The organism is Paenibacillus sp. FA6 (genome assembly GCF_051550225.1).
Lineage (GTDB): Bacteria > Bacillota > Bacilli > Paenibacillales > Paenibacillaceae > Paenibacillus_AQ.
On sequence record NZ_CP188820.1, the window covers coordinates 3175964 to 3189152 of the forward strand.

Here is a 13189-nt window from a genome sequence, read left to right on the forward strand (position 1 = left end):
ATTGACAGTCTAGTTTGAACCAAGGCTTCTAATTGCCCATAGTAAAAATCTACAACCTTATCCATCACATAAAGTGATTTCCTATCTTAGTTATGTGAATAAGTAACAATATTGTTGTTTTAACTGCTTCAATACTGATTCAAATATTGCTGTTTGTTAATTCCGAGTTAAAACCCTATTTAGCTAATGCCAGCAATTGATTGACAATATAATCAATCAATGCACTGGAAGTAATGATATCCGTGGACCAAGATAGCGAGTTATCCACCGTTACGATCCGGTTATGTTGCACAGCAGGTACCGATTGCCAAACCGCATTATCAGTAGGAACTTCCGTATCCCCTAAGGAGATCACATAATCCCCCATGTAAGCGGCCAAGACCTCCATAGAGATTTCTGCCCAATATTTATCTGCGTCAATAATATCAGTTTGAACTTTTGACGGTGCCTGCATTTGAAGTTCATTATAAACAAGCTCGCCAACCGCATGCTTGGCTCCAGCGATGTAGTTATTTTTATCACTGTATTCTCCCATAGTAACCGTCACGTCTGAAAGACCTGCATTCTGAAAGGCTAGCTTCGCTTCTGCGATTTTTTCGGCATAAGTATTCAAAACAGCTTTAGCCTCTTCCTGCTTATTCAAAACATCGCCAATAAAATGTATCCGCTCTTCTGTAGTCATATCACCATAAGGGACATAAACTGTAGGGGCTATTTTGGATAAACCTTCATAATTTTCATCACCCCATGCTAATATGATTAGATCTGGCTCAAGAGTCATGACATCTTCCGGCTCCATAGCTATTTTAGTGGAGTTTGTAATCTGGTTAGCAAAAACAGCCTCTTTCTCGCCCCTTGCGACTCTCGCCACACCTAGAGGAGTTACACCTAGAGCCACCACATCACCAATCAAATAATCGACTATTACACGCTGAGGGTTGTTAGGCACCTCAACATCACCTTTTACTGTGGATATCGTTCTGGTCTCCAATACTTCCGGTTGAGTCGTCTGTTGTGTCTGCGCAGGTATTGGATTCACCGTTCCTCCGTTATTAGTTGCCGTCCCCGATCCACATGCCGACAACAACAGCATCAAGCTCATCGTCGCCACCAAGATCATTTCTTTACTTCTTACTTGTCCAAACATGGTTGATTCCCCTTCTCTATAAGTCTTGACTAGACTCGCTAGTTCCCCCTCATTGTAATGAAAATGAGAATCATTATCAATACCATCAACCTGCATGGATAGTGCGTTTATTTTCCGATAATCACTTGGCGTCATCTTGTAATACTTCTTAAACATCCGAAATAGGTTTTTCTCATCTGCAAAACCAGATCCTGTTGCAATCTCTTTAATGGTTGCTTCTGTATGCTTCAAGTCATGACAGACAGCTTCAATCCTTCTCTGAATGAGGTACTCCTGTAAGCTCATCCCTTCCTTCTTTTTGAACAGCCGGGTCAATTGTCCACCACTGATTCCAAACATATCGGCGATTTCTTGAAACATAATCGACTCCCTGTAATGTTTATCGAGATATCTCTTGGTGGAACAGGCTGGATCTGGCTGGAGATACCGAATCTCACCACTCTCAAAATCTCTGTACACCCCATGAATCAATAGATATAGAAGACTTTTGGCCTGTAGCTGATCCATCGCCTTGCCGCGGTTCCAGCCATTCATCATCTGTTGAAACCAATCGAGTAGCAAGATGGGATTACTTGGCGTATAACCAAACTGTTGAACAAATGGATTCACTTGCTCCAGTAATTGCTGCAGGTACTTCTTGAAAAAAAGAGGTGATTCTGCTTTATAAAACACCATAAAGGTCTTCACAATCTCCTCTTTAGGCGAAATACTGAGCAAGCTCCCCTTCCCGCCGTGAACTAAACCGAAGCGTTCCATTCCAAATGCGATTTCATTCAGTTGAATTTGAGCTTCTCCCCCATATGCATAGATAAACATGCTACTAGGCATTTTATACTGCTCCAACGGGTATTGGGATGTTACATTCTGAAAACGTACATCTATTAATGTAATGATCGAACGTGACCAAATGCGGGCGATCTTATCGATCATCTCCGGTGTAAATACCTGGCTTGCTTCTGCTTCTTCTTGCATCTATCCGCGCTCCCTCATCTCAATTTTTTCCGATTTATATACTACCCATAAATTGATTTTGATTATCATTATCATTATCATAATTCATCAGGTAAGTATATCATCATTAAGTGACATTGGGGAGCAGGCAACGGACGTTATGCTTTTCATCATCTTTTTAGCATTTTACTGACTCAATCAAGTCCTTATACAATTAGCAATGCTATTCACTTGCTCTCAATAATGCTTCGGTTACATAATTAATCTGAGCAGTAGCCGAATAAATGTCAGTGTAATAATTTAATAGAACCTCGCCGATAAAGGTAATCCGCTCGTCCTGGGTCATATCTCCATACGGAATAAAAACAGTCGGTGCAATCTTGGAAAGCTTCTCAACATAATCCTCTCCAATAACAAGTATGAGGTCCGGGTTGAGCATCATAACGCTCTCTTCTTTGGATCTTGCAAGTGAAATGAGGAGTTCAGCGCGTTTAACTCCCGCATGACGCTTCACAAATTGCTTCCAACCGTCAAGAACCTGTTCTATGTTTAACCGACTGATCTCTTTCGGTAAAGGGAAGACAATGCCTACCAACGATGAATCTGATTAACCGCAGCGTTGAGGCGCTTGGTAACCGTTTCTCGATTAGCCATTAAAATACGCAGTTCCTCATAAACTTCGGAATGAAAACGAACAGGGGAGTAGTACCCGTGTTTGACCGTGTCTGCAATAACAAGTGCATCTTTATGGTCACTTTTAGACGGTGTATGATCCCGGTTTTCCTTGTTCTTTTTGACGAGATGAGGATTAACCAGAACGGGTTCGATGCCTTGGTCGAGGAGCCAATGTGGCTAGTCTGAACCAGTAGTGGCCAGTGGGTTCCATGCCAACTATGATCCTCATCATAGCCAATGAACGGCGGATGGTCATGCAGCATCAGGAAATAGTTCAGCATTTCTTTCCACTCTCTCGTTTTCTGCCATCCGCGGGCTTTTCCGCATCCGTGGGTATTGCCCACACGTGGCTAAATCGTATGACGCCAGGAATTCGGTTTTCTTCATCATTTCCTTTTTTTGGATTGAGTCGCTTTTGCCTTACTAAAAGACTGATCGGGTCTGTTGATTAACCAAATTATGTATTAGAAAGAATCTGAGTTGACCCATGGCATATTGAATGTACAAAAAAACCGTTCCTTATTTAAATGGTTGATTGGTACCTCCATTTTACCAAGAAACGGTTTCTTTTTATTTTATAAATTAGACACGATTACTACGCTTAATGGAAAGCAACAGTATGAAATAGATCGATGTAAATACCATACACTCATTAATACCCACCTCATTTTCCATTCTATCAACATGATGCGGGCTTTATTGTGAGCTTCTTGAATGAACCATCAACAGCACAACCCAATGTAGCAAACACGCATCGTGCAGATTCATCAGCAGGCATAAAGAATTCGATTCGTGGATAAGCTTGTTCAGTCACCGCGAGGTGTAGTTGGTCTTTTCACTTGAATATTAGCTGATTTCCATATAAATTTCTTAACTCAACCTACTTGTCTTTACATGTAATGACAAGTTACTCCATAGAACATTATCAAACTACGCCTCAACCTAATGTTAAAACGTAGCTCTTCTAATAAGTTCATAAGGAATTTTCCTAATTTGTTGGATCGGAGGTATTCCTCCTCGCAATCTCTGCACAATGAGACGAGCTGCTTCTTCCCCATACTTAGAGAAATGCTGCTCAAACGTTGTTATACCACCTTTGAAATAATTCGTTACGAAATAATTGCCGTAGCTAACGATCTTCAACTGCTGAGGAATATGGATGCCAAGCTCCTCTGCTGCAACATAAAAGGCCATCGCCACGGTATCGTTAAATACGACGACCGCATCGAGATCGGGATTTCGCTTCAAATAACTCTTCATATCACTGATCATATCCAGCTTCACAAAATCATCATACAATGCTTCGAAGCGGCCTTCTCTTTTGGATTCAATCCACCGCTCCTCGACGTGCTTGCCTTCGTCTTTTAATGCGTCAACAAGGCCTTCTGCTCTAGCCTTCACGGTCGTATAGTTGAAATTAACAGGCGAATAGTAGCCTATTTTCTCGCAGTCCTTCTCAAGCAATAGCCTTCCAATTTTGTACGCACTGTTGTAATCATCACCGGTGACAGCATCGAACAACAAATTGTCTGGATAGCTATCCACAAATACGATCGGGATATTCAAGGGTACAAGCTCCGCCTGAATATCGGTTCCCCAATGAAAAGGATAGATCATCCCTGCCGGATTGAGTTCTTTCAGTTTCGTCAAGAATGCTTCCAATCCATCGTCAGCTCTCATACTTTGAATCATCACCATAGAGAACCCTTCTGCTTTCAACACCGACTCCACCCCGGAGATGATATCGGACAAAAGCTGAGAGTCAAAAAGCTCTATATAAAATGGTAATATAAACACGATATTTTTTCTCGGTTGTTCAACTGGGTCGACCGGAACCGTTTTAACAAATGTTCCAATACCCTGCATTTTATAAAGTATTCCGATCGCAGTAAGCTCATCCAGTGCTTTTCTAACGGTAATTCTGCTCGTATTGAACGCTCGACAATACTCACTTTCACTTGGAATTTTATCGTTCGGTTTATAGGTTCCTTGCTTAATATCTAATACAATTTTCGCTTTAATTTGTTCATACTTCGACATCGCTTTACTCACTATGTATGCCTCCCTTACTTCTTACCTGTCATTACATGTTATATGCCTACTAAGTACTTAGTCAAGCATCAATAATCGTAGGCCAAAAACCCCCTTACCAATAGTATATTAGTTAGGGGGATGTTATCTTCGCCAATGACGATGTCTTTCATAGCGAGTTGTCGGATTACGTTCATTTCAATCGTCGCACTCGTGTAGAGTGCGACGAAACTAGCGTGACCCCTCTTAAAGAAGCTATGATTGACTCACAATGAATACAATAAATGGATATTATTTTTAAATAAAGTCCGTATGTTGGCAATGGCCTAGAGTGCATGTACAGGGAATTGATTTTCCACTGGGAAACTGAATCACACCCCTGAAATCCAAACTATTTGGCGTCCTACATTAAGGATGAAATCTTTGAATCCTCTTAATTTCTTTTAAATGGTTGTAAAAGTTTGATATAAAGCCCACCGACTACCGAACGATTCTGGAAGCCTACTTTTCCATTCGCCGTATCATAAACAATCTGCTGACCCGAAACCGTATCATACCAGTCTGTGACAGGCACCCTACTTGGCGATTCATGCAAGGATTTCCAGAGCGGCACGATCATGGCCATAAACTCTTCTTTCGGTTTTGCCATTGATGCACACCATACTAACCAATCCGACTTCGTATAGGTATGTCTGCTGTCTAATGGCGTACCATACCTATTTTGTTTGAAGAAATAATGCGCTATTTCCTTCTCCAGAACTTCACTTGGAAACAGATCAAGCCCGAATAAATTGTCCCACACAAGATTATATTTCAAGCTCCAAGTATCTTCTGAACTGTCAAACGTCAATTTGTAATGGTCACCCGCCTGATCCATCATCACCCATTGGGATGCCATGTCTTTTGCCGCATCATAATAACGTCTTGCTTCATCCGTTTTCCCTTTCATCTCGCATAGAACGGAATAGGCTCCGATACCGATGATTGCTTTAATGGAAAGGTTGGCATTATGGGCAAGGTGCCCGGCAAAATCATCGGTGCATAACTGATTGTTGGGATCAAGACCATTTACCTCCAAATAATTAGCCCACTTTGTTAACAAGTCCCAGTATTCATCCGCAAAATCAGCAGTGTTCTCAGAAAGACAAACTGCAGCGGCCATAATTAACATATTGCCGCATTCCTCAATTGGCATTTGGCTTTCCATTTTATTGTCACCGTATACTTGACCGTTTGCTTTCGGATAACATCCCACGTCATGAGGTGCAAAGTCATATGGCCATTCTTCAGTGACAGAATACCGAAAAATCGGCCTCATCATACCTTTGATAAGCTCGGGATTGTATCGTAAATATAGAGGAATCGAAGGATAACTGACATCCACCGTACCAATACAACCATTACTGAAGCATTCCTTTGACAAAAACAGAATCTGTCCACTTTCGTCAACGACCAATTTATGTGCCGCTATTGACTGCCTATAAGCGAGAGAAAGAATATCCGCGTATTTCGATCCACCGACATTCACGCTTTCATTCTTCAATTCCTGGTCAAATGCATCGCATTTGCTCATGATCTCATCATATTGCGCAAAAGCCGAAGCAAGCATCTCTTCAAACGATAGGCCGTCCCTACGCCAGTAAGCGTTCAAAGGCCTATTGAAATATTCGATCGACTGGATATCATCATAAGCCAACACCGCATATTGCGAGCGCTTCTCTTCATTTACTTTGCCAAAGTCGAATATGGCTGCCATCACAGGTGTATCATCTTCAACTGCGCGGGGCTGTCGCACGTCATCTGACATTGTCACATTACCTGAATCAATGAATTCTTTTCTAATATGACAAGATTGAATCACCGTGTTGATTTGTTCTGATTCGGAAACGGCAAGGTAGACATAACCCCAATCTATTCGCACATTGTCTCCGACTCTCTGCAGAACCGGCTGCTCTTCGCTCCCCATGCACAGAGAAACGATCCCGTTACTGGTCGGTTTTCTTGTCCACACAATCTGTTGATCCGGAGCATTTACGCACCATTCTCCGGTAATGTCAAAATAGATTTTCACGTCATGGGTTTTCTCGTCCACAGAATGCACGCGGAACGTTACATAAGAAGCCGGCCTTGATAAAATATCAAGTTCACTCAGAAGCAAGGGTGTGGTGAAATCAACTTCAAGTTGGATACCGTCTCCTTCAAACCGGTATTTGCTAGACAATGCGGTGACTTCCAGAGCGGTTTGCTCCATTGCATCCGGTTCTGGATAATCGACACTTTCATCCAATTTCGTTTTACCAATAAATCTTCGCGGACGACCGTCAATCATAATGATTCCAGTCATGCTGTTACGTTTGTTGGTCCAGTGTGTGGTATGTTCATCGGATAGACGATCTGCGGCAGACCAGACACTGAAATAAGGATCTACCGTAACTAGCGGAACTGCCGGTGGCCTAAACTGTACAGTCATTTGAATGATTCTCCTTTTAATGTTTATAGTTTGGTAAATTTCGGTCAATATCACTTAAATCGTATCTTCATGTGTATAATCAACCTTTTATTCCGGATAAGGTCATGCCTTTCACAATATACTTTTGGAAAATGATAAAGACGATGATGATTGGAATCGATGCATAAGCGTTAATCGTCATCGGTAGAGTCTCATCCTGGTTATAGGAACTCATGAAAAATGGAATGCCGATGGGTAAGGTAAATAAATCTTCCGATTGAATCGATAAAAACGGCCAAAGGAAATCATTCCAAGAACCAAGAAAAGAAAAAATCATTAATGAAGCAAATACCGGTTTTGACAGAGGGATGAAAATGTTCCACCATATACGAAACAGACTACATCCATCGATCTTGGCTGCCTCTACTAACTCATCAGGCATCCCGTCAAAAAACTGTTTGATGATCACTACAGCAAGCGGCCCTGCTAGTCCTGGTAGAATCAAAGCCGCATAAGAGTCGAGAATATTCAAGCTGTTGGCTACCATATACAAGGAAACGATTGTTGCTTCTCCTGGAATCATCATTCCGCTCAGAATTAACCAAAAGGCAATTTTTTTGTAGCTGAAATCAATTCTCGAAAGTGCAAAAGCAGCCAAGGAAGCCATTGTTAAACTGAGCACAGGAACAATAATGGACACAATCAGGCTGTTCATAGTCCATTTTATGACTGGCGCGGTCTCAAAGATATAAAAGTAATTGTCAAACGTAAATGGAGGCAATACACGATCAAATAAATTCCCCATGATTGAACCTTCAGGTTTTAATGAAGTAAACACCATGTATAGGACCGGAACGAAAAAAATAATCGCTAAACCAAAAGCTATGACGTACAGCAGTATTCTAGAAATTGTCCATTTTTGAGATCCAGCGAATTCGCCCATTTGTTCATCTCCTTAATCCTTCTTTTTACCAAAAAACTTAAGTTGAAAAAATGAAAGAATAATAAGAAAAATGAAAAACATAAATGACATAGCCGTAGATAATCCTAGATCATTCGCAGTAAAACCAGTTTCATAAATGTATTGGATTATTGTCCTAGTTTCATTGCCGGGACCCCCGCGCGTTACTAACCATACCTGACCGAATACTTTAAAAGATGCGATAACCTGAAGCACAGTAATTAACACAATTAGTCCGCGCATCGCGGGTATAGTTATAAATTTAAATTTCGCCCACGTATTCGCACCATCTAACGTCGCCGCTTCATAATGATCAATAGGAATATCCTGTAGCCCTGCCAAGAGCAGGATCATATTAAAGCCTTGTGTCCACCAAAGCGTAATCATGACAATAGATATCCAAGCCAGATCTGGACTATCCAACCAAAAGAGTTCTGTTCCTGGACTTAAAAGGCCGATATTATGTAACACCGTATTGACCAATCCGCTGTAAGGAGCAAGAACGAAAATCCATATGAAACTAACAACCGCAACCGATAGTATATTAGGCATAAAGAATATGATTCTAAGAAATGTCCGACCTTTAATTCTTGAATCAAGTATTAAAGCAAGACCAAAAGAAGTAATGATCATTAGAGGCGTTGAAATCAGAACGAAATAGGTTGTATTCCACAATGAGGCCCAAAAGTCAGTATCCTGAAGCGCATATAAGTAGTTATCCAAGCCGACAAATTCCACTTTGCCAATCAATGTCCAATCGTGAAGACTTACGAATAGCCCGTAAAAAATCGGAACAATTGAAAAGATTAGAAAAAAAATGAAATAAGGCCCTAAGAAGGCGGATGCTAGTAGTTCATTATTTAGCTTCCTCTTCCTCTTTCGCATTCCTACAGAGATATGGGTAAGTTCAGGTTCTACTACCGTTACCGTTTTCATGATTCACCTCCATAGTACATCGGAGTTACTCTCAATAACCCCGATGCCAAACATGATTTATCGTGTCAGAATCTTCTCCATACTTTGAACGGCTGCCTCTAAACCTTTATCTACAGGGACTTTTCCAGACCAAATTGTATTCAAGGCCTGAACTAGCTGATCCTTCACTGGCCACAATTTTGGCGAATTAGGTAGATATACCCCATCGTTACCTGCCTGAAGATAATCCTGGCGAAGAGGCAACTTCTTAAATTCTTCAGACTCTACGGCCACCTTGGAAGCTGGGATATGCCCAGCCTTAGACCACATCGCAGCATGGTCCGTTACATATTTAGCAAAAGTCATCGCTGCATTCACTTTGTTTGCGTCTGCACCTTTCTTTTGCATAGGTAGAATGAAATTATGCGAATCGACCCATGTAGCAGGCTTATCGAAGATCTGTGGGAACGGAATGGCTCCAAACTCTAAACCTTTCGTTGCTTCAAGCGTACTCGTAAACCATACACCTGTTGGTAGTAAAGCTCCCTTACCCGCTTGGAATGTTTCACCGACCTTCGGAAAGTTCTTCTTCACCAAACCACTACTAAATAGACTACTGACAAACTCTGCTGCCTTTTTGCCTTGCTCGTTATTCAATGTAACCTTTTTACCAGATTCATCAAATAACCCTTGTCCGCCTAGCTGATTGTACAGCGCCCACCAAACCCGGTACGGATCTTCACCATCAGATGGAATAAGCATCGCCTCAATGCCACTTGGAGCGCTCTCTTTAATCTTTTGGATAAAGCTTGTAAATCCCTCCGGGCCAGGTTCAATTTGAGGCTGGTCATTCTCGTCCAACAAGTTCAAATCTCTCAAAATTTTCTTGTTATAGTATAATATAAGCGGATGAGCATCTAGAGGCATTGCGTAATGCTTACCATCAAAGATTGACGCGGATAGAATGTTCTCATTAAAATCGTTCCATTCCAAACCAATGGATTCCGAATAAGCATCCATCGGTTCAACGATTCCTAAACTTACTAATTCGGAAAGCTTCGATGTATGTGAAATTGCGAGATCCGGAGCATTCCCTCCAGCAACTGCCGTTTGAAGTTTTGTATAGAACTGGCCCCAATCTTGCGTCAGAGCTTTGACTTCGATTTGATCCTTGTATTCATCATTAAATTTCTTAACCATTTCATTCATGATAACACCATCGCCACCACCGAATAAGTTCCAATAGGTAATAGTGACCTTCTCACCAGAAGCTACAGGATCACTACTTTTCGGTTCCGAAACAGATTTATTATTACCGGTACTGGAACAAGCACTTAGAATCAAAGTTGAAAGAAGAATTACGCATACTGTAATCGCACAGATTTTGAACCGTTTCACAGAAATCCCCCCCACAAGTGTAATCTAAACCCAACTAAGTTTTCTTTGTGACAGCGTTTACAATTCTTTCTCCTTTCCACAAATATTTTTCCATTAACGTTTCCGTCCAATGACAATCTAAACAATAAATCAGTTATTTTGTTTCGTCAACACTTTTTTCCCACTTTTTGATTTGTTACACAATATCCGTAATGAATCGTGTATTGATACCTTTTGACTTGAAATTACTCCTCGGAAATGAGAAAGCCCAGTCCCGGGAACGACCTTTCTTATGACGAAATAGAAAAACATCAGATTGTTCAAAATATACTCGAATGCAAGAGATTGCTGTCGAGATCAGTCTATTATTAACGGATAGAATCATTTTACAATAACATATTCGATGCTTACCTTCTTTTATATACCTAATTATGCCAAATAGACCCAATCCGGGTCTAAAGGTTGCGGCATGCTATCGCCATTTTCTGCGATCCTTCTACATTAACTTTAGTATATAATTCTCATAATGATGTCCTGATTGTAATCACCGAACTCTTTTCCAAATAGATTGATTCCGCCGATATTCGCTGAATAGGGTTTGATGCCTATTCTAAATTTAATAAATTTATTCATTTTAAATGAGATATCCGGCAATCTAATATCCGAAATTTTCACATCATCCAAGTAACTTCCCCCGTTATCAACTTTCCAGGTTTTTAGCAAACCGTATTGTGTATGATTGTCAGGAAGCCATAGTGGGTTAAGTTTTCCCCTTCTATCGCCAAAATCTCCAGGACAAGTCCAAGTTCCAATTTCTATATCATTGATCCATACTGTAATGTCAGACGGCCAATTGTGATCATAACCAGGCGCTTCGGAACAAAGCTCCATAGAAAATTGAATTGACTTGATGTTCGTATTTGTATCAGAGGTAATCGGGAATTTATAATCGACGTAACCCCGCTGGAACCAAATCAGTTGAGCGGAAACTCTCCCCGGATGAAAGAAATAAGACGGTTCGTCTTGAGGTTTAACAATCCCATTATCATTAATCAAACCGCAAGTGGGATGAATTTCGCAATCGGTAAAAAAGCCAACTGGCATATCGATTTGGTAAACATTTGTTGGATCATTATACCCTACATTTACATTTAGATTCATATGAATTTCATTGAAATTTACTGTACAAAGTTTCATAGTTCCCCTGGATGCAGCCTGTACTTCCGTAACGATTAACCCAGCACCCTCCAGAACTTTGATATTCGACGCGACTGTAGAAACAGGTAGATTTAGCTTCTCAGCAATATCCACGATGTTCTCCTTTTTAAAATTCAAAAGCTTAATAATGTTAATACGAACATCTGAAGATAACGCATGCGCCACTATTCGTAAACGTTCCGATTCGTCAATGATCAACTCTAACATATTGCACTTCCCCCAACTTAGAATCTCTTAAATCAATTAATTAGTTATCATTATACCTCATTGCTAAGAGTGCAATAAGCAGATCTTTTTTCTAGTAATATATGTGTCAATCACTTGATTTGTAAAACCTTGTCTAATCACTGAGTAAAAGGTTTGTCGAAATAAAAAAAGCTAAAAGATGCTATTATCTCCTTTAAGTAGACATTTTAAAAAACTCATTATTTCATGAGAAAATCGTTTCAGAGTGCGAGCCAATGCAGTGACCGCTTTATTTGGTACTTCCCATTACGGCATCGTATTGCCAATAGCGCCTTAGCAATTTTAATCCACGCACTCATGTTGAGTGCGACGTTACAGGCTTTGTACGTTCCAAACTCGCTTGTAATTTCAATCCACGCACTCGTGTAGAGTGCGAATTAGCGCCTGATGAGCCGGAGCATCCATTTGAAGAAATTTCAATCCACGCACTCGTGTAGAGTGCGACAAATGTAACGATCGTTCCTGCTGCATCTTTTTGATTTCAATCCACGCACTCGTGTAGAGTGCGACGAAAAATATCAAAGAGTTACTGCAGCGAGAATCAATTTCAATCCACGCACTCGTGTAGAGTGCGACGATAACCTCGGTTTCTTGATCGATACCCTCCGGATATTTCAATCCACGCACTCGTGTAGAGTGCGACTATCTTTCCTGTGGAAGTTCCATGATGTTTTTATCATTTCAATCCACGCACTCGTGTAGAGTGCGACGATATCTTTTGGACGCTTACCTTCCTGATAGTGAATTTCAATCCACGCACTCGTGTAGAGTGCGACGTGTGTATTCCAGACTTGTTCATGGATGCTGTTGAATTTCAATCCACGCACTCGTGTAGAGTGCGACTGTGAAAATGCGTGACATGGGATTTAGGATAAAAATTTCAATCCACGCACTCGTGTAGAGTGCGACGACATTCCAGTATGTGAGCGGTGTGGTACATCGAAATTTCAATCCACGCACTCGTGTAGAGTGCGACAACTCTAACAAAAACATGGTCACTAAATAAAATGATTTCAATCCACGCACTCGTGTAGAGTGCGACGCGTTGAATGATCGCTTAGGACCACCGCCAACCAAATTTCAATCCACGCACTCGTGTAGAGTGCGACTCAGGAGATGGGAATAGCGTGATCTACCCTAAAATATTTCAATCCACGCACTCGTGTAGAGTGCGACAACATCTGCACTCGATAAGCAGATCAATGAAGAATTTCAATCC

10 protein-coding genes and 1 CRISPR repeat array (1 of these 11 only partly in view) are annotated in these 13189 nt (G+C 41.0%); of the genes, 1 reads left to right on the top strand and 9 read right to left on the bottom strand.

The annotated features are described in order from the left end of the window. Positions 1–175 precede the first annotated feature (175 nt). The 3 genes from ACP8HI_RS14880 to ACP8HI_RS14890 all read right to left on the bottom strand — a co-directional run bounded on the left by ACP8HI_RS14880 (position 176) and on the right by ACP8HI_RS14890 (position 2926). Positions 176–2119 carry an AraC family transcriptional regulator gene (locus ACP8HI_RS14880; protein ID WP_438347006.1) on the bottom strand — a complete coding sequence of 648 codons (1944 nt, stop codon included), beginning with the start codon at positions 2117–2119 and terminating at the stop codon, positions 176–178. Positions 2120–2321: 202 nt separating this feature from the next. Continuing rightward, positions 2322–2693 (bottom strand): hypothetical protein, encoded by a 372-nt coding sequence (locus ACP8HI_RS14885; RefSeq protein WP_438347007.1) that lies wholly within the window; start codon positions 2691–2693, stop codon positions 2322–2324. Further along, positions 2687–2926 (bottom strand): IS110 family transposase, encoded by a 240-nt coding sequence (locus ACP8HI_RS14890; protein WP_438351845.1) that lies wholly within the window; start codon positions 2924–2926, stop codon positions 2687–2689. The genes ACP8HI_RS14885 and ACP8HI_RS14890 overlap by 7 nt, the downstream gene beginning before the upstream one ends. A gap of 56 nt (positions 2927–2982) precedes the next feature. Between ACP8HI_RS14890 and ACP8HI_RS14895 the strand changes: the two genes are divergently transcribed. Beyond that, complete coding sequence (locus ACP8HI_RS14895) at positions 2983–3225, top strand: hypothetical protein (protein WP_438347008.1); 243 nt, start codon at positions 2983–2985, stop codon at positions 3223–3225. A gap of 496 nt (positions 3226–3721) precedes the next feature. On the opposite strand, the gene ACP8HI_RS14900 is transcribed toward ACP8HI_RS14895, so the two are convergent. The 6 genes from ACP8HI_RS14900 to ACP8HI_RS14925 all read right to left on the bottom strand — a co-directional run bounded on the left by ACP8HI_RS14900 (position 3722) and on the right by ACP8HI_RS14925 (position 11931). Continuing rightward, complete coding sequence (locus ACP8HI_RS14900; protein ID WP_438347009.1) at positions 3722–4825, bottom strand: GntR family transcriptional regulator; 1104 nt, start codon at positions 4823–4825, stop codon at positions 3722–3724. A gap of 412 nt (positions 4826–5237) precedes the next feature. Beyond that, positions 5238–7274 (bottom strand): glutaminase domain-containing protein, encoded by a 2037-nt coding sequence (locus ACP8HI_RS14905; protein WP_438347010.1) that lies wholly within the window; start codon positions 7272–7274, stop codon positions 5238–5240. Between the two features lie 79 nt (positions 7275–7353). Continuing rightward, positions 7354–8196, bottom strand: a complete 843-nt coding sequence (locus ACP8HI_RS14910; protein WP_438347011.1) for a carbohydrate ABC transporter permease — start codon at positions 8194–8196, stop codon at positions 7354–7356. A gap of 12 nt (positions 8197–8208) precedes the next feature. Further along, positions 8209–9150 carry a carbohydrate ABC transporter permease gene (locus ACP8HI_RS14915; RefSeq protein WP_438347012.1) on the bottom strand — a complete coding sequence of 314 codons (942 nt, stop codon included), beginning with the start codon at positions 9148–9150 and terminating at the stop codon, positions 8209–8211. Positions 9151–9207: 57 nt separating this feature from the next. Continuing rightward, positions 9208–10527, bottom strand: a complete 1320-nt coding sequence (locus ACP8HI_RS14920) for an ABC transporter substrate-binding protein (RefSeq protein ID WP_438347013.1) — start codon at positions 10525–10527, stop codon at positions 9208–9210. A gap of 486 nt (positions 10528–11013) precedes the next feature. Next, positions 11014–11931, bottom strand: a complete 918-nt coding sequence (locus tag ACP8HI_RS14925; RefSeq protein ID WP_438347014.1) for an ArsR/SmtB family transcription factor — start codon at positions 11929–11931, stop codon at positions 11014–11016. Positions 11932–12249: 318 nt separating this feature from the next. Then, positions 12250–13189: direct repeats of the CRISPR family, unit length 32 nt; unit sequence ATTTCAATCCACGCACTCGTGTAGAGTGCGAC (it continues 1482 nt past the right edge of the window).